Origin of the sequence: Lysinibacillus zambalensis (assembly GCF_040183165.1) — a bacterium.
GTDB lineage: Bacteria > Bacillota > Bacilli > Bacillales_A > Planococcaceae > Lysinibacillus > Lysinibacillus zambalensis.
Genome location: NZ_JBEGDG010000001.1, coordinates 468649 through 494606, shown reverse-complemented (window position 1 = coordinate 494606; position 25958 = coordinate 468649). Strand labels below are relative to the sequence as shown.

General features: G+C 35.7%; 21 protein-coding genes and 2 pseudogenes. 21 read left to right on the top strand and 2 right to left on the bottom strand.

From position 1 onward, the window contains the following. Positions 1-69: 69 nt before the first annotated feature. The 8 genes and pseudogenes from tnpA to ABNX05_RS02370 form a co-directional block, all read left to right on the top strand. Positions 70-292: pseudogene (gene tnpA / locus ABNX05_RS02400) on the top strand (IS200/IS605 family transposase); the annotation flags it as partial. Positions 293-302: 10 nt separating this feature from the next. After that, positions 303-1436 (top strand): IS200/IS605 family element RNA-guided endonuclease TnpB, encoded by a 1134-nt coding sequence (gene tnpB / locus ABNX05_RS02395; protein ID WP_349658223.1) that lies wholly within the window; start codon positions 303-305, stop codon positions 1434-1436. A gap of 135 nt (positions 1437-1571) precedes the next feature. Beyond that, on the top strand, positions 1572-1787 hold the full coding sequence (locus ABNX05_RS02390; protein WP_349658222.1) for a hypothetical protein: 216 nt from the start codon (positions 1572-1574) through the stop codon (positions 1785-1787). Positions 1788-2150: 363 nt separating this feature from the next. Further along, positions 2151-5942 (top strand): S8 family serine peptidase, encoded by a 3792-nt coding sequence (locus ABNX05_RS02385; RefSeq protein WP_349658221.1) that lies wholly within the window; start codon positions 2151-2153, stop codon positions 5940-5942. Between the two features lie 306 nt (positions 5943-6248). Next, positions 6249-6608 (top strand): VOC family protein, encoded by a 360-nt coding sequence (locus ABNX05_RS02380; RefSeq protein ID WP_349658220.1) that lies wholly within the window; start codon positions 6249-6251, stop codon positions 6606-6608. 1064 nt (positions 6609-7672) lie between these two features. Further along, on the top strand, positions 7673-8053 hold the full coding sequence (locus ABNX05_RS26545; protein WP_490390919.1) for a hypothetical protein: 381 nt from the start codon (positions 7673-7675) through the stop codon (positions 8051-8053). Positions 8054-8059: 6 nt separating this feature from the next. Beyond that, the gene (locus ABNX05_RS26540) at positions 8060-8776 is read left to right on the top strand and encodes a reverse transcriptase domain-containing protein (RefSeq protein WP_490390918.1); all 717 of its coding nucleotides are present in this window, start codon (positions 8060-8062) and stop codon (positions 8774-8776) included. A 586-nt stretch (positions 8777-9362) separates the two neighbouring features. Continuing rightward, the gene (locus tag ABNX05_RS02370) at positions 9363-9527 is read left to right on the top strand and encodes a hypothetical protein (protein ID WP_349658219.1); all 165 of its coding nucleotides are present in this window, start codon (positions 9363-9365) and stop codon (positions 9525-9527) included. 95 nt (positions 9528-9622) lie between these two features. On the opposite strand, the gene ABNX05_RS02365 is transcribed toward ABNX05_RS02370, so the two are convergent. Next, positions 9623-10918 carry a S8 family peptidase gene (locus tag ABNX05_RS02365; RefSeq protein WP_349658218.1) on the bottom strand — a complete coding sequence of 432 codons (1296 nt, stop codon included), beginning with the start codon at positions 10916-10918 and terminating at the stop codon, positions 9623-9625. A gap of 134 nt (positions 10919-11052) precedes the next feature. Here ABNX05_RS02365 and ABNX05_RS02360 point away from each other — a divergent pair, with 134 nt between their 5' ends. The 6 genes from ABNX05_RS02360 to ABNX05_RS02335 all read left to right on the top strand — a co-directional run bounded on the left by ABNX05_RS02360 (position 11053) and on the right by ABNX05_RS02335 (position 16574). After that, positions 11053-12273: a helix-turn-helix domain-containing protein gene (locus tag ABNX05_RS02360; protein WP_349658217.1), complete on the top strand. Its 1221-nt coding sequence runs from the start codon at positions 11053-11055 to the stop codon at positions 12271-12273. 332 nt (positions 12274-12605) lie between these two features. After that, positions 12606-12782, top strand: coding sequence for an alpha-hydroxy-acid oxidizing protein (locus ABNX05_RS02355; protein ID WP_349658310.1), 177 nt, complete (start codon positions 12606-12608; stop codon positions 12780-12782). Between the two features lie 913 nt (positions 12783-13695). After that, positions 13696-14514 (top strand): C39 family peptidase, encoded by an 819-nt coding sequence (locus tag ABNX05_RS02350; protein WP_349658216.1) that lies wholly within the window; start codon positions 13696-13698, stop codon positions 14512-14514. Positions 14515-14556: 42 nt separating this feature from the next. Continuing rightward, positions 14557-15657: a hypothetical protein gene (locus ABNX05_RS02345; RefSeq protein WP_349658215.1), complete on the top strand. Its 1101-nt coding sequence runs from the start codon at positions 14557-14559 to the stop codon at positions 15655-15657. A 64-nt stretch (positions 15658-15721) separates the two neighbouring features. After that, a complete protein-coding gene (locus tag ABNX05_RS02340) occupies positions 15722-15865 on the top strand; it encodes a transposase (RefSeq protein ID WP_349658214.1) in 144 nt (47 codons plus the stop codon). Positions 15866-16310: 445 nt separating this feature from the next. After that, on the top strand, positions 16311-16574 hold the full coding sequence (locus ABNX05_RS02335; protein WP_349658213.1) for a hypothetical protein: 264 nt from the start codon (positions 16311-16313) through the stop codon (positions 16572-16574). A 604-nt stretch (positions 16575-17178) separates the two neighbouring features. Here the strand turns inward: ABNX05_RS02335 and ABNX05_RS02330 are convergent. Beyond that, a complete protein-coding gene (locus ABNX05_RS02330) occupies positions 17179-17334 on the bottom strand; it encodes a hypothetical protein (protein ID WP_170938954.1) in 156 nt (51 codons plus the stop codon). A 616-nt stretch (positions 17335-17950) separates the two neighbouring features. On the opposite strand from ABNX05_RS02330, the gene ABNX05_RS02325 reads away from it, so the two are divergent. The 7 genes and pseudogenes from ABNX05_RS02325 (at position 17951) to ABNX05_RS02285 (ending at position 25781) form a co-directional block, all read left to right on the top strand. Then, positions 17951-18244 (top strand): hypothetical protein, encoded by a 294-nt coding sequence (locus ABNX05_RS02325; RefSeq protein WP_349658212.1) that lies wholly within the window; start codon positions 17951-17953, stop codon positions 18242-18244. Between the two features lie 519 nt (positions 18245-18763). Further along, positions 18764-19426 carry a hypothetical protein gene (locus ABNX05_RS02320; RefSeq protein ID WP_349658211.1) on the top strand — a complete coding sequence of 221 codons (663 nt, stop codon included), beginning with the start codon at positions 18764-18766 and terminating at the stop codon, positions 19424-19426. A gap of 668 nt (positions 19427-20094) precedes the next feature. Then, positions 20095-21203 (top strand): annotated as a pseudogene (locus ABNX05_RS02305) (aldehyde dehydrogenase family protein). 10 nt (positions 21204-21213) lie between these two features. Beyond that, positions 21214-22947: an acetolactate synthase catalytic subunit gene (locus ABNX05_RS02300; protein ID WP_349658210.1), complete on the top strand. Its 1734-nt coding sequence runs from the start codon at positions 21214-21216 to the stop codon at positions 22945-22947. A 13-nt stretch (positions 22948-22960) separates the two neighbouring features. Continuing rightward, the gene (locus ABNX05_RS02295; protein ID WP_349658209.1) at positions 22961-23761 is read left to right on the top strand and encodes an SDR family NAD(P)-dependent oxidoreductase; all 801 of its coding nucleotides are present in this window, start codon (positions 22961-22963) and stop codon (positions 23759-23761) included. A 34-nt stretch (positions 23762-23795) separates the two neighbouring features. Continuing rightward, complete coding sequence (locus ABNX05_RS02290) at positions 23796-24797, top strand: zinc-dependent alcohol dehydrogenase (RefSeq protein WP_349658208.1); 1002 nt, start codon at positions 23796-23798, stop codon at positions 24795-24797. 42 nt (positions 24798-24839) lie between these two features. Beyond that, the gene (locus ABNX05_RS02285; protein ID WP_349658207.1) at positions 24840-25781 is read left to right on the top strand and encodes a phosphotriesterase family protein; all 942 of its coding nucleotides are present in this window, start codon (positions 24840-24842) and stop codon (positions 25779-25781) included. Positions 25782-25958: the final 177 nt, after the last annotated feature.

The window sequence follows — 25958 nt, the reverse complement described above, 5'->3', positions numbered from 1 at the left end:
AAGTATTTAAACACATCATGCCTTATTGTATAATCAGGCATATCAGAGGAAGGCGTGATTATACCCAAAGACCATGTTCACATTTTGTTTAAAGCACAACCTAATACAGAATTATCTAAGTTCATCAATGCGTATAAGAGTGCTAGTTCCCGACTGATAAAACGTGACTTCCCATTAGTTCGTAAAAAACTTTGGAAAGAAATGTTATGGTCAAGAAGTTTTTTTGTTAACTACTGGTGGTTCTCCCATTCAGGTGGTTAGAAAATACATCGAAAACCAAGGAATGAAGTGAGGTGAAAGCATTGTTAGTCAAAAAAGCTTATAAGTTCAGAATCTACCCAAATAAAGAGCAGGAAATACTGATTGCGAAAACAATCGGTTGTTCTCGTTTTGTTTTTAATCACTTCTTAGGTATGTGGAATGACGTATACAAAGAAACTGGTAAAGGTCTGACTTACAACTCTTGTTCTGCTCGACTACCGCAGCTCAAAATGGAGCTAGAATGGTTGAAAGAAGTTGACAGCATTGCTATTCAATCAGCAATTAAAAACCTCGCAGATGCATATAATCGCTTTTTCAAAAAGCAGAATGACAAACCACGTTTTAAATCTAAGAAAAACAACGTTCAATCTTATACGACTAAGTATACAAACGGCAATATTGCTATTGTAGATAATAAGATCAAGCTACCAAAGCTCGGTTTTGTTAAGTTTGCCAAAAGTCGTGAGGTACATGGACGTATTATGAATGTTACTGTTAGACGAAATTCAAGCGGAAAATACTTCGTGTCCATTCTTACAGAAGTTGACATACAACCACTTGAAAAAGCTGATTCTGCTATCTGTATCGACCTAGGAATTACTGACTTTGCTATCCTTTCTGATGGTCACAAGATTGACAATCATAAGTTCACTTCCAAAATGGAGAAGAATTTAAAACGTGAGCAACGCAAATTATCAAGACGTGCATTAATCGCTAAAAATAAAGGAATCGATCTTCTTGATGCGAAAAACTATCAGAAGCAAAAGCGTAAAGTTGCTAGATTACATGAAAGAGTCATCAATCAACGGGATGACTACTTAAACAAGTTGAGTACAGAGATCATCAAAAACCACGATATCATCTGTATCGAAGACTTGAACGCAAAAGGCATGTTGCGTAATCATAAATTAGCTAAATCAATCTCTGATGTATCTTGGTCTGCTTTTGTATCTAAATTAGAATACAAAGTAACTTGGTATGGCAAAACAATCGTCAAAGTAAGCAGATGGTTTCCATCTAGCCAAATATGTTCTGATTGTGGACATCATGATGGCAAGAAATCTCTTAAAATAAGAGACTGGACTTGTCCTATTTGTCATGCAAACCACGATAGAGATATTAATGCTAGTAAAAATATTCTAGCTGAAGGCTTACGAACATTAGCCTCGGTTTGAATAATCATAGAACCGTAGGAATCTACGGAGATAGCTTGGTAAATAAGAGAAACCGCTGTTGGTAAAGAAATACACCAACAAGTATGCTCTGTTCCCAAGAATCTCCCACTTCAATCTAGACCGGAAGGTCGATAAGTGGGTTCAAAAAAAGCCTTCACTGAAATATTTGAAGAAAATTATCATTCAATAAAGGGGCATTTGTTGGTTTTAAACGACTTTATTGTCACATCTACGAGTACTTATTCGGCAATTGTACCAAAAATTAAACGACTTTATTTTACACCGTCCGCAAATGTGGACGGTGTTATGCGTTTTTTAGCTTCAAAATTAAATAACGGAAGCTCCCAGTAACCGTCTATTATACATAAGAAAAAAAAGAGCTGCATATTCCGATTCCCCTCCAATCACTCCTCTTACTGCTCTCCTAATTTTCTATAAGCAACTACACCACCGACTATACCTACAACTGCTGCCTTGATAGGATTAATTGAAAAAATTAATGAATTACTGAACGTTTCTCGTTTCAAAGTTCTGCTTTTTTTATTAAATTACCAAGAAGATAGACTTAATCTATCTTTGGTAAACTAGTACTAATTACCGATATTTTAAAATGCTTAAATATTCAGATATTCGCATTGGTACTTTTGTGATAAATTGGAAATATCACACTAAACTGAAAAGTGTGACAATTATAGGTGGAAGGGGAAATGAGATTTGAAAAAGTTTAAGTTTACGAAGTTCTTAAGTAGTATTCTAGCTTTCGTTATGGTGCTTTATCTATTGGTTCCATTGTCGAGTGCTAGTGCTGAAGAATCGAAGCCATTCAAGCAGGATGGTCAAAGTGAAAGTATAATTCAACAAAAGGCGGCTATTGCTGAACAGCTAAGCTTGTCTAAAGATGGTCCAACTCTTCACGAAAGCTTACAAAATGTATCAGGTAATCAAAAAGTTGCAGTCATCGTTCATTTATCTGAAAAGCCTGTGGCACTAGAGCAAGGAATGAGCGAAGTCAAAGGTGAAGAATTCTCTAAAGCCCAAGCAAATGAAGTTCGTTCAAATGTAAAAGAACAACAAGCAGAAGTTAAAGAAGAGTTAGCTGCTAAAAATGTTCAGATGACTCAAGGATATGCATTTGATACTGTTTTAAACGGTTTTGCGGCAACTGTGAAAGCAAATGATCTCCCGAAACTGCTTACAGTAGAAGGAATTACATTAATCGAACCTGATGCAATTGTTTCCGCATCAGAAGATAATACGAAATCATCGGAACTTATTAAGGAAGATCAATTAGAAGCTCAAATGAATACAAGTAATTCTTTCCTTGGCATCGAACAGCTTTGGAAGGAAGGACTTGAAGGACAAGGGATAAAAGTAGCAGTATTAGATACTGGTATTGATGTAGATCACCCTGAGTTTGCTGGAGTTTATAAAGGTGGAAAAAACTTCATTCCGAATTCAGCAACATACACGAAGCCTAGGGCAGATGACGATGCATCGGAAACATCGCCTTCGGAGCGTCCAGCCGGGACACCTGAATTTAATGAAAAGGGAAGCGCGTTCTATACTTCTCACGGTACACATGTTGCTGGAACAATTGCAGCAATCGGAGCTAACAAATTCGGTATTAAAGGAATTGCTCCAAAAGTAGACCTTTATGCTTACCGAGTTCTTGGGGCATACGGAAGTGGAGCTACATCCGGTATTGTTAAAGCAATTGAAACTGCTGTAAAAGAAAAAATGGACGTTATCAACCTTTCACTTGGCGGAGGAGCTAACTCTGAAACGGATGCTGGTTCATTTGCTATTAATAATGCAATGATGGCTGGAACAATCGGAGTAGTTGCAACAGGAAACGAAGGTCCAAATCGCGGAACAATGGGCACGCCTGCAACTGCTCGTTTAGGAATTGCTGTTGGTAACACAACAAATCCTGAAACAATGTATAACGGGGAAGTGAATGTTAAAGTTGGCAACTACAACTTAACAAAACAGCTTCCATTAATGGGAACGACTTTTGGGAAAGATTTAGCAACACAGCTTCAAGGAGAATTTGACCTAGTTGCAGTTCCTGGAAACGGGGAAGTAAAAGACTTTGAAGGAATTGATGTAAAAGGTAAAGTGGCATTGATTTCTCGTGGCAGTATCGCATTCGTTGATAAAATTGCGAATGCAAAGGCAAAAGGAGCAGTGGCAACAATTATTCATAACTTTGCTGGTGGAACGAATGCACCGAACATTTCAGGTACATTCCTGGGTGATTCATTTGAGTTCCTGCCAACATTTGATATGTCTCAAACGGATGGCGCTGCAATTCGCGCTGCATTAGCAGGCGGAGCCGGAAAAGTAAGCTTTAGTAAATTTGCTTCCACAAAGACACTGGGGGATGATGTAAACGATTCAAGTTCACGTGGACCATCTACACCAAACTTTGACATTAAACCAGATGTAAGTGCACCTGGAACAAACATTATGTCAACGATTCCAATGTATAAAAAAGATTTCCCTAATGCAGATTATGGGGAAGCATATGGTCGTAAAACAGGGACTTCTATGGCAACACCGCATATTGCAGGTATTGCTGCATTAGTTAAACAAGCAAATCCGGATTGGAACGCGTTCGATGTAAAAGTGGCGCTTTCTAATACAGCAAAGGTTATAGATAAAACAAAATACGATGTGTTTTCACAAGGTGCAGGGCGTGTAGATCCTTATGCAGCAGCTCATCCGGAAATTCTTGCCTATGCACTTGATAGCGCAATTTTAGATGGAACTGGTGTAGTTACAGAAAACTTGAAAGGTACAGTTACTTTCGGTCCACAATCACTTAAAGACCGAGATATTTCTGTAACGAAACAAGTTTTAGTAAAAGATATTAAAGGGAACGGCGGCAATTATAACGTATCAATTGATGTAACAAAAACATTTGGTGATGCAACTGTTACAGTAGATCAGCCGACATTTAATCTAGATGGTGAGCAAGTTTTAAATATTACATTAACTGCTTCACAAGCTACGGCGCCAAACGGCTCTGAAATACTAGGGTATATTTACATCAGCGGTGGAGATACAGAAATTTCATTGCCATTCGCAGCTGACCTTGGCGGTGCGGAAGCAACTGCAATTAAAGATTTTAAGATTACAGAAACAGACCTATCCTTTAACGGAGATGGAGTGAAAGACTCAGCTGTACTTTCATTCACATTAACTGGAGATGTAACAACTAACTATATCGAGCTTTGGGATATTATGAATCCTGAAGGTGGAGAATACGGAGACGGCTACATTGGTTATCTACATGCAGGTACTGCGCTAGGAAAAGGCTCTTATACGCTGAATATTGGTGGGCAATACAAACCATGGGGAACAGCACCTGCCACAAAGATTCCAGATGGTCTGTATACAATTGACTTCACCGGTCTTGCAGCATCAGGAGCAGTTTCCGATTATGTTGGACCAATTATCGTGAAAACGACTAAACCAGAAATTACTGGTTCAGTAGCTAAAGGTGTCGCTACAGGACAAGTAACAGATAAGTATATCGACTACAATGAAGAGTTATATTTATACGGTTTAGATTACAATTTAAATGATAAATTAAAAGCTTCCTATGTTTCGACGGTAAATGGTGAAGTACAAGCTCCAGTTGCTTTTGAATTAAATCAAGACGGTAGCTTCACATTCCCAGTAACAGCAGAAACTAATGCTGTATCAGTAATAATTAAAGACGCTGCCGGGAATGTTGGTGAAGCGAAGATATATGAAAAAGAAGTAGTAGAACCAGTAGTAACACTTTCTGTAAATCCAACTAAGCTAGATCTAACAGCTGGAGAAACTGCACAACTTACGGTAACAGAAACGTCAACGCCTGCAGAAGGTGATGCAACAGAGGAAGACGTAACTTCAAAAGCTACTTATGTTGTTGCAGATGAAAATGTTGCAACAATAGTAAATGGATTAGTAACTGCAGTAGGTGAGGGCACGACTACAATTACTATTTCATACGGTGATAATGAAGTTACTTTAAATGTTACAGTTAAAGCACCTGTTATAGAAACACCAATAGTAACACTAGAAATTGATCAAGCTCAGCTTGAAACTAGAATAGGTAAAGAAGTTCCAGTTAAGATTACTGAAGTAACTACTTTTGATGGTAAAACAACAGAAAAAGATGTTACAAATCTTGCAACCTACGAAGTAGCGGATGATAAAATAGCTACTGTAAAAGATGGGGCTGTAAAAGGAAAAGGTCAAGGTAATACAACGATTACGGTAACGTATGGTGAGAACACACTAACGTTTGATGTGTTGGTTGTAAAGCCAGGGAATGACAACGGAAATGGCAACGGAAACGGAAACGGCAATGGAAATGGAAATGGCAACGGAAACGGCAATGGAAATGGAAATGGCAACGGAAACGGAAACGGCAATGGAAATGGCAACGGAAACGGAAACGGAAATGGAAATGGAAATGGAAACGGAAACGGTAATAAAAATAATTTGAAGTGACCGAGGATGAGTTATAATTAATTTAAGTTCAAGCAAAAAGAGAAATTGCACAGCGCAATTTCTCTTTTTGGTATCTATTATAAAGCAATCCCTTAAAAAATATTATCACCTACTAAATTAACTGTGACATATCCTTTCTGATATTCTTGCCATATTTGATACAAATCAGTTCCTCTTTATTTCTCCAAAATCAACATCATAAAAGCCTCCGTACGCAATTATGCCGAGGTCTAATTGATTTGATTAAAGGGTTTTTAATGAAATGTATTGAAAAGAATATACATACTATAATCTGGAGGGTTTAAAATGATTTTTGAAATGACTACTCAAGTACGAGTATCTAATATCGAAGAAGAGCGTAAGTGGTATGAAATACTGTTAAATAAGAGACCGGATTTCATACCACAGGATGGTTTTGTAGAGTGGAAACTTATACCTGGCTGTTGGTTACAAGTAGCAGAAGGGAATCTTACTGAAGGAAATGGTCCTTTACGTTTAGGTGTTACAAATATCGAAGCTGAAAGAGAAAGTCTTATAAAAGAACTTAACATTGATAATTTTGAAATTTACTCAAGACCAGAAGTTTCAGCTAAATGGGGAACATTTACTGACCCTTGGGGAAATCGTCTTGGATTTTTTGAATACATGGATAAGAATGAAGAATAGCTCGGATAAAGGCTATTATCGGAAAAGCGGGAGTTTAGGTATTCTTAAAAAATTGTAGAAAAATATCGCAAAAAAATAATACGATTCTCCAATAAACGCCAAATTTAAAGAGATCCTCTTGACGTATAACGACCGTTAATACTAAATGGAACTAATAGAACCTACTATAACTCAAAATCGTGTTCCTTTGAAGTGTCGGTTCGATCCCGATCACCGGTATCATTACGTATATTTACGTTACGATTAAAAAGTTAAGAAAGCTCATAAATCTTGATATAACAGGGTTTATGAGCTTTTTACATTTTTGGGGTTACGATAGGAAACGATAAGAATTGAAATCATTTTACACACATTTTACATATAGGCAGGTTCATTTTACACAAGCTTCGTTCCGGGAAAATGTGATTGATTAAGGGAAGCAAAATAAAAAAGCTCATGTTTGAAAATGAACTGAACCCTATTTTGTAGACAGTTTAATAAGAAGGGATGTAGTTGTAAGTTAAGCCGCAATGAGATGGCTTCGGTAAGTTGCCGGAGCCATCTTTTTGTGTGCCGGGCATGCCCGGCAACTAGGTGATGAAAGTTCACTGTGGGCGTTGGGATATGCGAACCACTAGCCAAGTGCAAGGGTGTCCGTGGTGACGCGGAATCTGAAGGAAGCAGGCGGTAAAACCTTGGTCCGAGGTACACGAATCACATTCGAGGTTGTCCTGACTGGACGAGATTGCAAAACAAATCAAAATCCAAAATATCCACGGAAGTCAGGGCAATAAATGTGGCGGATATATGAGGTGAAAGTGGACGGACTTATCCCGGGAGATCTGATGAATACCTGGAAACAGAACCTATTTAGTGATAGATAGCTGAATCATCAGAAGTCAGCAGAAGCCATAGTACCAGTAATGGGAAGGGCTGAACGAAAGGAGGGAACATGGAAGGGCACATTATATGACAGTGAAGACACAGCCAATCGTAAGACTTTTCGCTGCCTTGCAACGCAGAACGTGAATCGCGCAACGAAAAGAGTGGAACTGTTCATATGCATACCTATACCATGAGAACATATGGATACAAATGGACTAATTTATTTAATAACAGATCGAGATAATCTAAATGAAGCTTTTAAGAAGGTACGTAGAAATAAAGGGGCTGCCGGAGTCGATGCGAAAGATATAGAGGCAACAAGCCAATACTTAAAAGAAAATAAAGAAAAGATTACTCGCCAAATTCAAACACGCCAATATACACCGCAACCGGTAAAACGGGTAGAAATTCCGAAAGGAAATGGTGATACGAGAAAATTGGGAATCCCAACTGTAACAGACCGCGTTATTCAACAAGCGGTTGTTCAAATCTTAACGCCAATCATCTACCCAATTTTCAGTGACTATAGCTATGGTTTTCGTCCAAATAAAAGTGCCCAGCAAGCAATTACACAAGCGTAATCTTATATGGATGAAGGCTACAAATTCGTGGTAGACATGGACCTTGAAAAATTCTTTGACCGTGTCCAACACGATAAACTGATGTCACTAGTTGCAGGATATATTAAGGATAAGCCAACCTTAAAGCTAATTCATAAGTTTCTCAACACTGGCACTATGGCAAATGGGGTCGTAGTACATAGCCAAGAAGGCACGCCACAAGGTGGACCACTGAGTCCACTACTTAGTAATATCCTTCTCCATGAACTAGATAAAGAGCTTGAAAAACGAGGTCACAGATTCGTCCGTTACGCAGATGACTGCAATATCTATGTTAAAAGTCTAAAAGCAGGAGAGCGTGTGAAATTAGGGATGACAACATTTATCGAAAAGAAACTAAAGCTTAAGGTAAATGAGGAGAAATCCGCAGTGGGAAAGCCGAGAGCACGGACATTCTTAGGAGTGAGTTTCTACCGAAACAAGCAACAAACAAGGATTTACGTGCCGAAGAAAAGTAAACAGAAATTGGAAGATAGAATCCGCCACCTCACGAATCGCAATCGAAGCATGCGAATGGATGAAAGAATTAAATACCACAACTACCTGATTCAGGGATGGATTAATTACTTTAAAATCGGGACATTGGAGAATACGCTAAAAAGATGGATGTCATATACGCCGAAGATTGAGAGAGTGTCGATGGAAAGAGTTGAAGAAAACCACAACCAAGTATTGCAACCTTAAGAAACTTGGTATCTGCCCGAACGACGCTTACAGAAAGCAAATACCCGAAAAGGATATTGGCGTTCATCCAATAATCCAATCATAAATAGAGCCCTAAATAATAAATACTGGGAGAAACAAAATTTAAAAAGTCTCTCCCAAATCATTTTAAAACCATAAAACTTTCGAACCGCCGTATACGGAACCGTACGTACGGTGGTGTGAGAGGTGAGTCTCTGGAGCAGCATAGCAGGCCTCTACCTTATGAATAGGCCGAATGAAGGGATTGTAAGCGCAAATGATGACGCTAAGAGACATGGGAGGGTACGTCGTCATAAGTATCGCAGAGATCCATTGTGCATCACATAGTGGATTAAAAAGCTAATGATTCCCATTAGTTTTAGCGAAGCGTACACTCAAATTGTAAATTATAACTATAAATTAAAAATAATGTTTATAAATCAATTAAAAAAATATTTTTTCTTCATCACGAAGTGGTGGAAACCGTTGATACATCAATGTTTATAGAGGGAGATTAGTTAAAGAAGGTAGTTTTCAAGTGAATGGTGAATTGTTAAAAAAAATAATTTATTACAAGGAGTCTGTAATGGAAAGGTTGGAGGTGATTTTTATGAAGAAGGTTATTATTGGACTATGTAAAGTTGTAACTGGATTTATCCTCTTTATCGCACAAGATGAATTTGAAGGGAACGATACTGCAAATGGTATTGATAAAATGTTATCTAGTCAACCTGTTCACCCCTACTTGTAGAAATATGTTTGAATACGTTTAGAACCAAAAAAATAGTAATACAAACCAAAGCTATGGTTTGTATTACTAATGTTAGTATGCTTCACCTTTTGAAATTATTGAACGCGAGCAAATCCAAACCCTGAAGCGTAGTCATCACCTATAGCAGCTCCATAACCACCTTTAATATCTACTGATTTTGCTCTCGCTTGTAAGTTAGAACGTAGTTGCGTGTTAGACAATGACGGATTTTCAGCCCAAATTTTTGCTGCTAAACCAGAGACATGAGGAGTAGCCATTGATGTGCCGCTAATTGTATTATAACCGCCATTATACCATGTAGAATAAACTGATGAGCCAGGAGCTGAGATTTCAATATCACCTTCCTGGATTACATAATCTCCAGTTGTAGACGTATAACCACGTGAAGAGTAGTCAGCTACACGATAAGTCCCATTTTGTTGTACATTTTCTAAAGCTGCAACAGCGATTGCATTTGGTAATGCCCCCGGATAACCAATTGTTCCTTGCGCATAGCCTGAATTACCAGCTGCAGCTACTACTAGAACTCCTTTACTGTATGCGTAATTGACTGCACTTGAAATGAGGCTATTATTCGCTGAAGAACCTAGAGACATACTAATAATTGTTTTGGTACCAGTAGCTGATGCTTGATCTGCTGCATGTCGAATAGCAGCAGCAATATCATCTGAGTATCCAGAGCCGCTATCTGATAACACTTTGTAAGCCCAAAGATCAGCATCTGGAGCGACACCGTAAATGCCTGCTTGATCGCTTCCACCATCAGCTAAGGCCGTACCAGCAACATGTGTACCATGTCCGTTTTTGTCTGTACAGCTGTTGTTAATGGGTGTTGTCGCACCTGTAAAGTCTTTACATTGCTCTACGTTATTGACAAGGTCAGGATGAGAAGTATTTACACCCGTATCGAGTACGGCAATATTAATGCCACTTCCTCCAGTTGTAGATGTTAAAGTATCATTGTTATATATTGCTTTAATTCCCCAAGGTATTTGTTGAGAAGCTCTTAAAGAAGTTATCGAATCCAGGGTTTCATTTTCTACCATACTATCGTCTTCCAAACCTATCGTATCTAATGTAACGATAGGAACTTTTGTAACTGTGAAATTTTTATTCTTCTGTAATGCTTCGAATTGTTTTTCATTCATATCAGTTGAAAATCCGTTCTCTGTTAATTCCCAACGAGCAGAATATTGAGTTTTTAATGTTGATTTTTCTGATTTTTTGTTTGCCTCAACATAAACACGGAATGTCTCCTGACCACCGTCGTTTCCTGAGCTATCTTCGCTATTCATCGCTGTTGCGTACACCGGATTTATTACTGATCCTGCAATCAAAAGACTTAGCAACGTACTTTTCATTTTTTTCATTCATCCCAACCCCTTTTCAAATTAAGTTATAGTACTACAATTTGAATCTACCATAATTTGGGCTTTTTGATTATTGGGAAAATTTTGATTATAATAAATGTAAAATATAGTCATTCGATAGGGAGGTTATGAAAATGAAAATAGGTTCATTAATTAAGTACTATCGTACAAAGCTAGGAATGACACAGAACTCGGTGGCGATGGGGATTTGCTCGATTCCTCATTTAAGTAAAATTGAGAATAATAATAAAGAAGCAAATAGCGAGACAATACGACTACTGCTAGAACGATTAAATATTAGTATTCACGATGTAGAGAATAACGAACAAAATATTATTTGTCTATTAAATGATTTACAAAAACATATAAATTACCTAGAGAATGAGAAAGTAGAAGAGACAATGAGCAGATTAAAAGAATATGAAGAAATAATAGGTTTTACAGAATCTATTTATTTATATGAACTTTATAAGTTACGTTATTATGTGTTTGTTAAAGAGCATAAATTAGCAGACAATCAATTAAGATGGCTAAATGCCCACCGACAAAATTTTTCCCAACATGAAAGGTATTTACATTCATATTATTATGCATTAGTTTTAATAACAAAAGGTAAATATGAGGAAGCAGCTAAAGAACTAACTCAAATACTTCAAATACATCCAGAACTAGGGTCACTAGAAGGAGAGTTTTACTACCATTTCGCTTTAATAAAAGGGCGGTTAGAAGAACCAAGCCAAGCAATTATTTATGGGAAAAAAGCTCTTCAATTCTATAAGGACCAATTTAATTTTAAAAGAATTATTTATACATTAATGTCTCTGGCACTCAATTACTCTCGAGGAAAAGTGTTTCACGAAGCAATCGAAATCTATGAACATTTAGTGAGAAATGTGGAGCTATTACAGCAACAGCAGCTATTACCTGCTATATATCACAATTTGGGGGATTTGTACCAAATGAGAGGCGAATATGAAAATGCATTAATATACTTTGAAAAAAGCGCTTCTTTAATGTCAAAGAACTGTGATCATTATCTGCTTTGCTTATATAATTTAGGTGTTACACAATTTCGCTTAGAACAAACGGAGAAAAGTATAAAAACCTTTACTTTTCTAAAGGAAGAAGCAAAAAATAAGAAAAAATTAAGTTTTAATTTATTTGCTACTTTCTATTTATATTTGCTAGGAGAAGAAAAAGAGAAAGCAATGGATTTTTTAGAAGGGAGGTTAATTCCATTTACAGCAGATAATGAAGAATTAAAAGAAATGCACCAACAATTTTCTAATTTATTGAGAGAGTATTATCGACAAGAAAAGAAGTTTGAGAAAGCTATGCAATTTATTGAAATCTAAAGGAGAGTGCGAATATGAAGAAAAATGTTGGATTATCAATCTTAATACTGAGTGCTGCAGTAATGATTATATCTGTTCCAATTCATCCGCCGGTTTTATTTTAAAGTTTATACAATGAAATTAAAAGGCAAGAGTGGTAGAGGGTAGTGGCTCTATCTTATGATTGAGGAACAGTGTATTTCAAACTCGAAATGTGAGGCACTTCGCAACTGAAAAATTGCCTTTTTCTTGGACAAGATAAACGTAGCAGCATGTACTTTGGTAGGCTTTATATTGAGCCTCTGCGGGCATAATTCTCGCATTAAAGACGTAGCAACCGGGATTAAACGCCAATTGCCTTAGGGGCAAAGGCAGTACTAGTAGGTCGTCGCCCCTGTATGTATGGATTGGCTTTGGTTGATGAAGAAGGAGTCAAGCAGGTGTTAAGAAACCTGATAGCCGATTTTATAATAAAACCCTACCAGCATCCATGCGTTGCCACATCAACTTCCCACAGGGGGAATGTGTGAATAGATGCTAACATTTTGTTATCGGAATTTACTCACCAAGAGGCTGGGACAAAATAGGTCAGAACTTTAAAAAGCACTAGAAATCATTTTAGGTGTTGATTTCTAGCGCTTTTTTTGTGTGGATATTTATTAATTTTGCTTGTTAAAAATACTTATGTTCATCCTCTTTTATGTATCCAACTCTTCCAAAGCTGGTCAATTGTTTAAAATTACGGTGACTTACTTTCACAAACAACTACTTGCATTTTTTGATGAGTATGCAATATTGCACCTTTTGACCCTATTAAACTAGGTAATACTCATTTGAACTATATTATGAGTACACTTTTTTTGTTAATATATTTCTTTATAAGTTAGAAAAATCTAAATATTCGTAATGATTTACTTAAAGTGACGAAAATCGCCTTGTTTATACAAAAATCGTGCGGTAATATCGATTTATATAGGAGTTTACTGTATGTGAATATTAATTATTTTTGGTAATAGATCGCCGTTAGTTGAAAAACTAAAGGTGGTTGCAAAAGAGGCTAAGTTTGTTAATCCATTACAAGTCATAGATTTAGGAGGAGCCGATCCTCATAGTGTAAAACTTATTTGAAAAAATAGGAAAAGAATGCCCGACGATTATACTATTAGTGAGAAGGTATTAACTAGAAGACAATTAAGGAGAGAGGTGAAGGTAATTAACGGAATATTATGACTATATCATTATTTATAGTTTATTACCATTAGATATGAATTTTTAGGAGGCTACAGGAAGTATAGTTCATTCTATATCAACATGTTATGTATTGCGAAATAAAACAATTTACCTATTTAAACAAAAAGAACAAAATCGAAGAAAACGATTCTTATTGTAATGCTTAGCTTTTAAAATCAAAGACACAATAAAATAAAGGATTGGGGATAAATAATGAATAGAAGATATGCTTTAAGCGCTTTAATTTTACTTACAATGAGTCTTGGTGCATTACCTGAAAATTCTAAGGCAGCTTCAGAAGAAGAAAATGGTAGTGGTGCTTCGAATGTAGATATAGATTATATAGAAAACAAAGAATATTATGATCAATTGGCGAGACAAAGGGATTTAGAAATTGCCGAAAGAGAAAAACGAGAACAAGAACAAGGTTTAGCACGTGCTTCCGCCTATTATACAATACCAGTTACCTACAATAAGCAAGCGTATAAAAATTTTTGCGGTCCAGCGTCAGGAAGACAAGCTTTAAGTTTCCACAATGTAAAAAGTAAAAGTAAAGAAGCTTTGCAAACTCAAGAGCACTTTGGTGTCACTATTGGTGTTCTACCAGAAAAAGGACCAACAAAATCTACAGATCTAAGTAACGGTTTAAATAAATATAAAAATGTATATGGCTTTAGTTCAACCCCTTATATAGTAGGTAGTATTATTGACAGTAATGATCCCCAAAAAACGTTTATTTCACGTATTATTGATAGCTTAAAGAATGAAAAAACAGCACCAATCTTATTAACAGAAACAGAATGGATTGAACAATATAAAGGCACAAATTTTCGTCACTATGTAACGATAAGTGGGTACAAAGAATCGAATAAGACTCTAAGGGTTGTAGATCCAAATCATCATACAAAATACACAGGCACTGGAACATATTGGACAACCATCGGAATTGCAACAGATACTACTAGAGAGGGTAAAGGTATTGCAAAAGCAGTATATAAAGCTGATGGTGCTAACCCTGCAATGATTTGGTAAAATAAACAAAATTAAATAACTAGGTTATTTGGAGAGATTATTTTGAAAAAAAATACATTAATAGCATTCGGGTTAATTGCCAGCTTAGTTGTTGCTCTACTAGTTATTTTAAAAGTGGTTCAAAACAATAACAATACTGAAAATGAGACTCTTGAATATTATCAAATAGTAGATGAAGATTTTAATAAAACAGTAGATGTTCCTTTTTCTAGGATAACTTCTTTTAAGGGGAACGCTAGCTCAATTTTCATGAGTGTGGATCATAAGAGTCCGTCTGGTCTAGATAATAAGATCATTCAATATAATCGAAAGACTCAGCAATACAAAACTATATTTAATAGCAAATTTGAATTTCCGTCTGTCCAAGGTCTAGAAATGAATGATAATTGGTTAGTGTGGGTTGATGCTGATGAAGGTGGTGGACAGAAAAATTCGTATTTGATGAATTTAAAGACGAATGAAATACAACCATTAACAGAAGAAAATAATCCAAATATCGATAATGATTTTCCTGTACTTGTTGAAGACTATGCTGCTTGGATATCAATAGATTTAAGGACGGGCAAGCCGAAAGTTATGTTGAAAAATCTTAAAACAAATGAAACTGACAGTATATTTGATTTAAATACTTATACATTTATGAATATGTTTTTATCTGCAAAGGAGGGAAAAATATTATTTACTGATAAAAAAAATAATGTAGGTTATTTATATTTATATGATTTGAAAAGTAAAGAAATCGACGAAATAAAAACGGACTATGAATTCATTGGTTGGGCAAGTTTGCTAAATGGGCAACAATTTATTTATCTAACCTTTAATGACCCTAGTGAACCTATAGTTGATGAACGAAAGCTTCTTTTTTATGATGTTTCGAATAAACAAACGCAAGAAGTTGTTTCGGATGTATTAATTGTAAATTCTATTTACACAGATTTTAATAACCAAGTGTTTTTTTCTTATGATGATAAATATTTTATGAAATTTAAGGTAAAGAATAATTTACTGGTTAAAAATGGAGAGTTGGAAACTCCCGATATTTATAGGTTTTCTGCGGAAAATGATCTCTATATTATTAACCAGGACCTTTCAGATGAAAAACGTAAAAACAAATTAATTATCCAAAGTGAACTCTCTAATTAAAAAATTGGCTATCCCCAATGATAATATGATCCCCTTTAACATTCTACTTAAAGGGGATTTTTCTTTGCCTAGAAAAAATAATTCGAATACAAATGAGTTTAAATTAGAAGTTCAGGCATATTTAGCAGGTAACGAAAGCTATGTTTCCATAGCCAAACGATTTGGCGTTCAAAATAAAACACAAGTCGAGCGAAGGGTGAAAAAGTAAAGTTTAAAGAAGGTGAATCCATTGAAGCGTTCAATTGTCTACCATCGCCAAGTTCTGGAGCTAGAGGTGTGAAGAATCTGTTGAAAAGCAACTTATCTAAAGAGCGTAGAGGAAGAAAGTAATTACTATAAATTACAGGTCAGATACTTTAATTACTGTGGGGGAACATCATGTTACCGATCGGTTTACGGAGCGAGAGCAAGAGAGAGCTTGCTAAATATGAGATTGATTGAATAATTATATTATGTAAACTTATGGGAAGAATAATTAAAACCAAAAACCCTCTACTTCAATAATCGACATGTTGATGTACTCGTTGCAAAACTTTGTAAATTAATAGTGCATGTTGGTACTATCTTGTGAATATAATAGACCAAATACCACATGCAATTTAAGCTTTTAATTGATTTATTAAGGAATTAGGATGAAACGAAGGAGTGTAAAATTGTCGATTTCAAATCCTCAATACGCATTTTTAGAGGTTGATTTTCATAATCCTAATTTAACTCAAGCAGAACTGAAGGTTGAGAATATTATTTCTGAAGGGGTACGAAAAAATAATGAAATCGTAGGAAATACAAAAATATCATTGAAAATAATACCACCTAATGTATATATAAAATTAAACTGGATGATAGGATGGCTCTTATCGATACCAGTAGACATTTATTGTGCCGCGTCTTTGGTAGTAGATAAATTTATATCATAAAAAAGGCGAAACTACCATTCCGTGGAATAAATTATCAAGTAGAATAAAATCTCATATAGTTAGTAGGATTAACTCCATTTTGATCAATCTCTAGTTCCAAAATGGAGTTTTTGCATTTGCTGATAAATAAAGGTTGACGGAAATAGTTAAATCAATCTTTATTCTAAAGCTACAGCACAAGCTGCGAATATACCCAATCAATAAAAAACCTTCGTAACAGGTATAACATTGGGGACCAAAAGAACATATTGATTTTTTTCAAAAAAGCGTATAAAAAATAATAATTAATCTATACTATTAAAGATTTTCACTTCAACCAATATGACTGGGAGGGTTAACCCGATGAGTACGATTGATCGTTTACTCTGAATAACCATCAACTGAAAGCTAAAGCACGGTTGTCTTAGGTTATTCTTAAGATCGAATGCGAAAAGCGAGACAGTGTGTGTCATGGAGGAAAAAAGTAAGTGGTAATTAGCCCGGAATTATTTCCGGGTTTTTTTGTATTTTAAGAAATCCAAAGAGATGGATCAAAGTCGATGTTTACAGAAAAAAAAGCCCAATACACACCTTTTTCTAAGGTGTGTATTGGGGGTTAGATTAATTAACGTTTATTTTCATTTTGAATACTACTAAAATCTACTTCCTCAGCGAACTCTTCTCTGTTTTCATTTTTACGTTCTCTGTTAGCATTTTGATTTTGATTCTGCTGTTTTTTGTTGTCTTGAGTTTTATTATTTTTATGTTTATTATTACCCATGATCGTCTCACCTCCACTATTAGTGTGAGAGAAAGATGATTTTTTATCCGCATAACTTACAATTAATTAATGAAATATATTTGATGAAACAAAAGGTATGAAAAAAGTAACATTTTCACCTCCACAACACTAACCCCGAGTTTAAATTGAGCGGATAAAAGTAATCCGCAAATGAGCTACCACGAGAACTTGTCAAATAAAGGGATGGTTGTAGAAGTAGATATGCCCATAAACATCTCATGTGAGTTCATACACTCTGTACATTGCGAATTGAAGATCAAATCCTAATAAAAGTGTTTGGTTTTATAGGAAATATTTACATATATAGTAATTATAATGTAAAGTTGGTCGTATGAAAATAATTAATTAGGAGTGAAATAAAGATTGCGAAAGGGAGGGATTCACTGACTGAAAGCGGTAAGGTGTAAATGTTAAAGGTACTAAGATTCCGGCTTTGAAAAAATTGTAGTAGATTTGTTTCCTCGTATTTGTTAAAACAATAAAAAACGGATTTCCAGTAGTGGAATCGTCCTTTTTCGTTACATAAAGGATTGAAGATATTTTTGAAGAAATTATATGTTGAAAAATTTGTTGAAATTTTCTATGGAGGCGTACTATGAAGACGGAAATGATTATAACCATAATTATAATTTTAGGAATTGTAATTTTAATAGACAAAATATACAAAAAAATTAATTTGGAAAATTATTCTCCTGTTTGGGAGTATTTTTCTAAAGCAATTCTCTATGGGTTTATTGCTAGCATTACATTATTCTATGGAAAGGAATCACTAAGAGATGTTAATCCACTAGAATGGGCCATCATTGCAGTTTCAGCAATAGAAGGAACAGGTAACTATATTAATTATGTAAAAGAATCAAAAAGAAGAAAAAAGAAAGATTTGAGGTAATCAAGCTTATATACATAATGAAATAATTCTTCAACTTAATAGAGTTATTGATCAAAAAGGGATTGATGCTCTTTTTGTAATTGAAAGTAGAAGATACAGTAATTTTTGTATTTCGCAAAAGTAGAGAAGAGTCATTTTTTAATTTAATTAAACCCACCAGCCCCTTGTGTTTCCACATACACACCACACATGACGTATGTGGAAACGTACTTTATACGATACTAAAACATGCTAACATTTTGCTAACGCAATCAAGTGAAAAACGATAAATTTCCGTTAAAGATGTTACACCTCGGATTTTTACAAACATTGATATACTGCACTTTTGGTACACATCGTTAAAGATATTACACACTTTCACCTTACGGGCGAAATGATGTAATTACAAGAGTAAAACATTGATACATCAACGCTTCATAACAATCAAATATTATGTGGCTCATTCCATGTAATCTTGGACTGAGCGGCACATGCCATTCATGATATATTAAGAGCTGTATACTATTAAGGAGGATTTACATGATTAGACATGGTGAAGAACTGGAAATAGAAAAATACAATTTTCATTTTTCTGAAAATGAGTGTAGTGCAAAAGGAAATGGCAAATGTTTCTTTGATAATGAAAACGAAAAAAAATATTCAGAACTACCGGATACACCTGAGCGTAAACAGCGAGGGGATTACATGTACTGTCCTTATTTAGCAAAAACATGGTTGCATGGTACAAATCAACGGATGTTTAGTCCGATCAAGATATATGATGAAATGGAATTCGTAGATGGACGTCATAGATTTTGTATTTCTCACAAATTAAATCAACCATTTATTTTTATTGATTCAGAAGTATATGAAAATCTTGAAAATATAAGTGAGGAATTAGAAGATAATATCCATTTGGAATCCTTGAACATCATTAATGAAATAGAAGAGAACATAAAGCCTGTTATAAGTGAAATTCCTGATGAATTATATTACAAATCTCAGGAAATTTTTCGAAATGCACGTGACCAAGCCTGTTCTATGTCTAAGGAAATAACAAAAAAACTCCTAGTTGATATATCAAAATTAAAGTGTCCGAAGTGTGAGACTTTTTTACCGATATCGGCTAGAGACATACGGAAAGGTAGATTTTCCTGCACAGATTGTGGTGAATCTTACACATTAATTGTTAAAGAGGACTAGTTTACATAACTAATTTTCTACTCTTTTGTAACAAGGGACAGAAATAAGATAGGTAAAACCTATATAACCCAAAATAAAACTGCTCATATTTTTATTACATTGGTATACAAGAACTGTCTTTAGCTACGGCATTTTATTTTGTCGTAGTTTTTTCTTTGTACATTTTTTAATCACTTAATTTTGAAGAAGTAATCAAATTAGCTGCTACGACTTCTCTAGTTTTCCAATGAGAGTAGATAAGAAAAAAATTTATTCAGAATATTCGATAATTTTGTTGACTTAAATAAGAATGTCATTTAGAATTTGGTTTAATTCCGATAATAGGAATGTATTACGATAATCGGAATTAAGAAGGGTGCGGATTTTGAAAGAAAAGCTTTATATTGATGGATGTTAGGTAGAGGCAGAAGTCTATGAAGATTTGTATTCACCTTTTTCAAACAAGAAAATGGCGGAGATTCCCAAGGTTCTTTAGAGCAGGTTGACGATGCTATCCGAAGTGTAGTGAAAAATCAGCATGAGATTGCTGAGATGACAACCTATGAACGAGCGAGAATTTTAGAAAGATTAATAATATTGCTTACTGAAAAAAGGGATTAGGCAGCTACATTAATAGCTCTTGACTCAGCAAAGCCTTTGAAAACAGCATACGATGATTTGATCGTACGATCGAAACATATAAGTTTTCGGCAGAGGAAGCAAAAAGAAATGTTGGGGAAATCATTCCGATGGATGCTGCAAAAACAGGCGCGGGTCGATTTGGTTATACACAAAAAGAGCCTATAGGAGTTGTTGGGGCTATTACACCATTTAACTTCCCAATGAATATAGTTGCACATAAACTAGGTACTGCGATTGCTGAAGGTAATAGCGTTATTTTAAAGCCAGCTACTCAAACACTGTTATCGCTTTCTTTATAGCAAGACTTTTAGAAGAGGCAGGCTTACCAAGAGGAGTTCTCAATGTTGTTACGAGCAGAGATTCCCTTGTATGAGACCGCATTGTAACGAGTGACGACGTAAATATGATTACATTTACAGATAGCCCAGAAGTAGGGAAAGATATTATTGCCAAAGCAGGTCTGAAAAAAGTGAGCTTAGAATTAGGATCCAATGCAGGCGTCATTATAGAAGATGCATCGAATTTACAGGAGGTTGCCCAAAAGTGTGTAATAGGAGCTTATTCAAATCAGGGACAAGTTTGTATCTCCTTACAGCGAATTTATGTGATGGGGCACTTATATGATGAATTTTTGGAACATTTCCGTAGTGAAGCAGCCAAACTTGTTTGTGGTGTCCGCTAAAGGCAAATACTGACGTTTCTTCACTTATTTCAGCTGAAGATTGAACAAGAAGTGTGAATTGGATTGAAGCTAAGCAACAAGGGGCAACGTGCTAGCAGGGGTTATATTGAAAATAATGTATTAGTTCCAACTGTTTTAATAAATGTTTCCACAACGTCAAAAGTAAGTTGTCAGGAAGTATTTGCACCGATTGTAACTATAACACCAATCGGGTCTATTCAAGAAGGAATTGCTCTAGTAAATAATTCGAAATATGGATTACAAGCAGTTATTTTCACACAAAACATTCATACTGCATTTGAAGCTTCTAAAAAGCTACAAGTTGGTGGGGTGATGATTAACGATATCCCGACATACCGTGTAGACCAAATGCCGTATGGTGGTGTAAAAGAAAGCGGAAACACTAAAGAGGGGATTAAATATGCAATGCAAGAAATAACAGAAACAAAATTAATCGTATGGAATCAAAATTAATGGAGGATATATGATGGTACTTAAATATGAGAGAAACAATAATGGTAAAACAACAAATGCTATGCGTATTGCATTGGCATTAGAAAGACACGGGGTCAAATATCTTTTCGGTCAAAGTAACCCACCTACTGTAACTTTGGCATGCGAAGATATTGGTATTGAGCAAATCGGCTACCGTCAAGAAAATGCAGGAACATATATGGCGCAAGCATATGCGATGTGTACAAATTCCATTCCAGTCGTTACTGCACAGCATGGACCAGCTGCAACATTATTAGTAGCAGGCTTAGCAGAGGCACTAAAAGCATCTTATCCAGTCGTTGCTTTAGTAGAGGAAGTTTCAAGAAACGATGAAGAGAAAAATGCTTTCCAAGAAATAGATCATTTAGAGCTATTTAAAGGAGTATCAAAATGGATTAAGCGTATTCCAACTGAAGATAGAATAGAAGATTATATTGACATGGCATTTAAAACAGCAGGATCTGGGCGTCCTGGGCCAACGGTAATATTATTACCAAAGGATATTATTACAGATCCGAATGAGTATCCAATTAATGAAAGAAGAACGCTAAGTTATGGTACGTTCCCATTAGATCGTACAATTGCAGATACATCTAAAGTCGAGCTAGCTGCTGAATGGTTAAGTAGAGCAGAAAATCCATTTATTTATGCGGGTGGTGGAGTCATTTCTTCTAACGCCATAGATGAATTACGTGCTATTCAAGAAGAGTTTTCGATTCCAGTTGCAACTACAACAATGGGAAAAGGTGCAGTTGATGAAAGGCATCCACTATCGATTGGACCCATTGGTTATTATATGGGTAAACGGGGAGTTAGCACACATTTAAAGCCAATGGTACAGCAAGCCGATGTCATTTTACTAGTCGGCAACCGCACTAATCAAAATGGTACAGATAGTTGGTCATTGCTTCCTGAAAACGCTAAATACATTCATATTGATATTGATCCGGTAGAAATAGGTAGAAACTATGAATCATTAAGACTAGCTGGGGATGCTAAATTAACTTTACAAAGCTTGAAAATACAATTACAAAACAGATCTGTAGAGAAAAGAGCAAGTAAACGAGCTAAGATAGAACAACAGATACAACAGTCTCGCAAAATGCATCAGCAAGATATGCAATCAATTGTTACACAAACGACAGGCAAAATTAAGGTAGAAAGATTTTTATATGAAGTAGAAAAGAGTTTAACAGATGACCATATTGTTGTAGCAGATGCAAGTATTTCATCTGTTTGGAATGCCAACTACTTAACGGCAACAAAAACGCGTAAGTTTATTTTCCCACGTGGCTTAGCTGGTTTAGGTTGGGGGTTACCGATGGCAATGGGGGCAAAGCTAGCAAATCAACATAAGAAAGTCTTTTGTCTTGTTGGTGATGGAGGATTTGGACACGTTTGGAGTGAACTAGAAACGTGTAAACGGCTTGGTATTCAAGTAGTAGTAGCAGTAATTAATAACGGTATTTTAGGTTATCAAAAATATGCGGAAAGCGTGATGTTTGGTAGATACACAAATGTATGTGATTTTTCATTTGTTGATCATACTAAAATAGCGGAAGCTTGCGGTATTTCTGGTATTCGAGTAGAGAAGATTGAAGAAATTGCCCCGGCCATTGAAAAAGCTTTTAGCTCAAATGAAAGCGTTGTCATTGATTTGATGTCAGATGATCATAACATTCCTCCTGTTGGAGTTATGGATTCATTACAAACAAATGAGTAAAGGAGCATTGGAAATGAAAAAATTAGAGGGTAAAGTAGCGGTTGTCACAGGTGCAGCACGAGGAATAGGACGTTCCTACGCATTAAGGTTAGCACAATTAGGAGCAAATGTAGGAATAATTGACGTGGATTTGCAGTCGTATCAGCATTTTGAAAAAGAGCATATCGGTGAGCAGTATGAAACAGTTGTCGATGAATTGTTAGAGCATGGTGTAAAAGCAATTGGTGTAGAGGCAGATGTATCAAATGAAGCTGCTGTTCAAGCGGCTTTTAATAAAATTGTTGATCGCCTAGGTGAAGTAGATATTTTAGTTGCCAATGCTGGTGGAGGGACAGGGACTATACTTGAAAATAAAGCATCTGAAATAGATTTGGAGCAGTTGAAAATAGTGTACGAGCGCAACTTTGTTGGAACAGTGAATTGTGTCAAAGCAGTTGCTGGAGGTATGAAGAAAAAGAACTACGGGAAAATCGTCACAGTAAGCTCTGTTACTGGATTACAAGCAACAGAAGGAGGCACATACTCACACTACGGTTCTACAAAGGCCGCAATCGTTTCTTATACAAAATATCTGGCACAAGATTTAGGACCATATAATATTACGGTTAATGCAATTGCACCAGGTTATATTGCTACTGGTCGCTTAATTGAGCAATTTGAAAAAGCAGGCGCTGAAACATATACAAACCAAACCGCTTTAAAACGTTTCGGAACATCTGAAGATTGCGCCAATGTCATCGAATTTTTAACAACAGATTTATCCGACTATGTAACAGGAAGTGTTATTGATGTTACAGGCGGTATAACAAAATAGAAGCTGAGGATAGCTGGACGAAGGGGGAGACATTTTGAAAGCATTAGTGAAAGTAGGCAAAGGGCAAATAAAAGTTCAAGATAGACAAAGGCCTATACTTGAAGAAAATGAAATACTTATAAAAGTCAGTCATTGCGGTGTGTGTGGAAGTGACTTGCATGCAGCTCACCATGCTAAAGGTTATGAATTTGTACCTAAGGAAATTATATTAGGCCATGAATTATCTGGAACTGTAATAGAGGTTCACCCTGCATCAAGTAATGAACACTTGCTAAATGCACACGTTGTTGTTGAACCAGGTGTGACTTGCTCTCAATGTGAACAGTGCAGACAAGGGAAGCAAAATATTTGTTCAAATATTCAATGCCTTGGTTTGCATTTTGATGGCGGAATGGCTGAATATGTGAAGGTAAACGCTGCTTCAGTACATCTCATACCTGAAAATTTGCCCTTTAAAATTGCTGCACTTGCCGAGCCACTTTCCGTTGCGTTACACGCTGTTGAGAAAGTATCAAATGATATTACAGGCAAAAAAGTGTTAGTCCAGGGTTGTGGCATTATTGGTTTCTTTGTAGCGATAGCTGCTAAAAATGCAGGAGCTTTTGTTACTGTTTTAGGCTTAAGAAGAGATCGTTCTGTTCGTTTAAGCGCCATTGAAAAGTTTGATATTGCAGTTGAAATCGTAGAGGATCCTTTAGAAAAAAGAAATGATGCGGATATTGTTTTCGAATGTTCGGGTTCTTCATTGGCTGCGCAACAAGGAATTTCACGACTTAAAAAAGGTGGTTCATTTGTTGTAGTTGCTTTATATGAACAGGACGTTACATTACCGTTAAATGTGATGGTGAGAGGTGAAATCAACCTATTACCGAGCTATGGCTATTATAGTAATGACTTTGAAAAAGCATTTAATTTATTAGCTTCTTATAAGGAGCAATTTGCAGCAATCGTCGCTGTATATCCTTTATTGAATGGTGCTCTAGCATTTGAGGATGCTAGAAAACAAAGGGTGCTTAAATCTATGATAGAGATGTAAAAAATAAAGTAGATTACGTATCATGAAAAGGGGTAATGGTATATGGTATCTATAAATACAGTTACAGGAAAGCTAAATATTAATGATTTAGGTTGTACACTAGTACATGAACATTTATTATTACGATCGGAAGTAGTGACGTTTCAGTTCCCACATTTATATGATGAAGATGTAATTTATAAAAAAGCTGTAGAAGGTGCGAAAGCTGTAAAATCACAAGGAGTAAAAACAATTTGTGATCCAACTGTTGTAGGGATGGGAAGAGATGTGCGATTTTTAGAGCGTGTCGCAAATGAAACAGATATGCAAATAGTAACAGCCACAGGTATTTATTCATTTACAGATATTCCTTACTATTTCCAAAATAGAGAAATAGATCATATGGCAGAAGCATTCATTCATGATATTGAAAAGGGCATTCAAAATACAAATATAAAAGCGGGGTTCCTTAAATGTTCTGCAGATGCACCAGGTCTTACACCAGATCTTGAAAAGGTATTTCGTGCTGTAGCACGTGCTCAAAAAAGTACAGGTGTGCCTATTATGACACATTCTCATCCTGAAACCGAAAATGGCTTGAATCAACTAGCTATATTTGAGGAAGAGGGTGTGAATTTAAAATCTGTTATGATTGGTCACACAGGTGATAGCACAGACTTGAATTATATTCATAAGATTTTAGATCAAGGTGCTTATATAGGAATGGATCGTTTTGGACAAGGACCTCTTCCAGCTACAAAAAGAAATGAAGTGTTATTGCAATTATTGAAAGAAGGCTTAGAAAAGCGCATATTCTTATCACAAGACTATTGCTGTAATATTGATTGGTATACGCAAGAATCAATCGATGAAATAATTCCAGGTTGGTCTATTCGTTTCCTAATAGATGAGATCCTTCCACAGTTGCAAAAAGAAGGGGTAACAGATCAACAAATTCATACGATGATGCATGAAAATGTTCAAAATTGGTTTATTGGAATTTAATCAATCAGTTTGGTTATAATTGAATAAATAGGATTGTCTATAATAAAGGATCAAGTTCGCCAATTTCAACGGTGGCTTGATTCTTTATTTTTATGGTAGCATATAAGGATTAGCAAAATGTGGATGTTTCTACACATAATCTTACTATAATAAGCCATGCTATAATCTTCAAGTAGG